Genomic DNA, 2,243 nt, shown 5'->3' on the forward strand with positions numbered 1-2,243 from the left:
CTGATCATCAGGCATGGCAGCCCCATTTCAGTGGAAAATCAGTCAATACATGGTCACTGACCCAACCGGCCGATTATCACGCTGAAAACATCTCAACTGAGCAGGGTGTCACCCAGTTCACTCTGTGTACTCCACAGGGAAAAATCGCAGTCATCTTACCTTATCCGGGGCAGCATAATATTGCCAATGCACTGGCCGCAGCCGCGTTGAGCTTATCTGTGGGCGCAAGTCTTGACGATGTTGCTGCAGGCTTACTCTCTTTGCAGCCAGTGAAAGGGCGTTTATTCCCACTACAGATTACGCCACAATTATTAGTGATTGATGACACTTATAATGCCAACGTTGGGTCAATGCAGGCAGCGATAAAGGTGTTAGCTCAGCAGCCAGGGGTACAGATCTTTGTGGTAGGGGATATGGGCGAATTAGGCCCAGAGAGCCTTGATTGTCATCAGGAAGTGGGTGTCAGTGCGTTGCAAGCAGGTCTGACACAGGTGATGAGTGTTGGTTCATTAAGTGCAGCGATCAGTGCGCCGAGCCACGGTCAGCACTTTGCTGATAAATCAGCGCTTATTGCTGCACTATTGCCACAGATATCCGCATATTTACAGGAAAAAACGGCAGTCACCGTTTTGGTTAAAGGTTCACGCAGCGCTGCAATGGAGCAGGTAGTGCAGGCGTTGCAGGAGACATATTCATGTTAGTTTGGTTAGCCGAGCAGTTGGCGCAGTATTATACCGGTTTTCACGTTTTCTCTTATTTAACCCTGCGGGCGATTGTTAGCCTGCTAACTGCATTGGCGATTGCGTTATGGATGGGGCCACACTTAATCGCGTGGCTGCAAAAATTACAAATAGGTCAGGTTGTTCGCAACGATGGCCCTGAATCGCACTTTAGCAAACGTGGTACGCCAACAATGGGCGGTATCATGATACTGACCGCGATCAGCGTCTCGGTATTGCTGTGGGCTAACCTTAGCAACCTGTATGTCTGGTGTGTTCTGTTTGTACTGCTGGGTTATGGTGTGGTGGGGTTTGTTGATGACTACCGCAAAGTGGTACGTAAAAACAGTAAAGGCTTGATTGCACGCTGGAAATACTTTTGGCAGTCGGTTATTGCTCTGCTGGTTGCCTTTACGTTGTTTGCGATAGGTAAAGATACTCCGGCTACTCAACTGGTTGTGCCGTTCTTCAAAGACATCATGCCGCAATTGGGTGTGTTGTATATTTTGCTGGCCTATTTTGTGATTGTCGGTACCAGCAATGCGGTGAACTTAACCGATGGATTAGATGGTCTAGCTATTATGCCGACCGTTTTTGTCGCCGCCGGTTTGGGGCTCGTTGCATGGGCGACCGGCAACGTTAATTTCGCGGAATATCTGCATATTCCCTACATTCGGCACAGCGGCGAGCTAGTGGTTGTATGTACCGCTATTGTTGGTGCTGGCCTAGGTTTCTTGTGGTTTAACACCTATCCAGCCCAAGTATTTATGGGTGATGTCGGCTCATTAGCACTCGGTGGCGCATTAGGAACAATTGCCGTATTACTGCGTCAAGAGTTTCTGCTATTCATCATGGGTGGTGTGTTTGTGATGGAAACACTGTCAGTTATCCTGCAAGTGGGATCATTTAAACTGCGCGGGCAGCGAATTTTCCGGATGGCGCCTATCCATCACCATTACGAGCTAAAAGGCTGGCCAGAGCCGCGGGTTATTGTGCGCTTTTGGATAATTTCACTGATGTTAGTCCTCATCGGTCTGGCTACACTGAAAATTCGCTAAGGATTGGCCATGGCACGCTATGCAGACAAAAATATCGTCATTATCGGGCTGGGAGCAACCGGCCTCTCTTGTGTGGATTTCTTTCTCAGCCAGAATGTGATCCCCAAAGTGATTGATACCCGCAATGCACCCGTTGGGCTGGATAAACTTCCGGCGACCATTGAGGTACATACCGGTGGATTAAATCAAGCATGGTTACTGAATGCCGATTTGATTATTGCTAGCCCCGGAATTGCACTTTCGCGCCCTGAATTACAGGCTGCACTGGCCGCAGGGGTAGAAATTATCGGTGATATCGAACTGTTTTGCCGTGAAGCAAAAGCGCCCATCATTGCGATTACCGGTTCAAATGGCAAAAGTACTGTCACCCGTTTGGTTGGTGAGATGGCTGCAAGTGCCGGATTATGCGTAGGGGTAGGCGGTAATATCGGCATTCCAGCATTATCTCTGCTAGAGCACCGTTATG

The 2,243-nt window shown here is 49.0% G+C and carries 2 protein-coding genes and 1 pseudogene; all 3 read left to right on the plus strand.

The features are described 5' to 3' along the window. The coding region (locus tag ACRC27_RS03190) for a glutamate ligase domain-containing protein (protein WP_438639181.1) at nt 1-701 on the plus strand (701 nt) is incomplete at its 5' end. Then, the gene (gene mraY, locus ACRC27_RS03195) at nt 695-1,777 is read left to right on the plus strand and encodes a phospho-N-acetylmuramoyl-pentapeptide-transferase (protein WP_438622297.1); all 1,083 of its coding nucleotides are present in this window, start codon (nt 695-697) and stop codon (nt 1,775-1,777) included. The genes ACRC27_RS03190 and mraY, both read left to right, overlap by 7 nt. Before the next feature lie 9 nt (nt 1,778-1,786). Next, nucleotides 1,787-2,243: pseudogene (gene murD, locus ACRC27_RS03200) on the plus strand (UDP-N-acetylmuramoyl-L-alanine--D-glutamate ligase); the annotation flags it as partial.

The organism is Plesiomonas sp. (assembly GCF_051650925.1).
Classification (GTDB): Bacteria; Pseudomonadota; Gammaproteobacteria; order Enterobacterales; family CAMTGL01; genus Plesiomonas.

What these genes read in the sequence shown, in the direction of transcription:
- mraY (WP_438622297.1), top strand. Translation starts at nt 695, where the DNA reads ATGTTAGTTTGGTTAGCCGAGCAGTTGGCGCAGTATTATACCGGTTTT.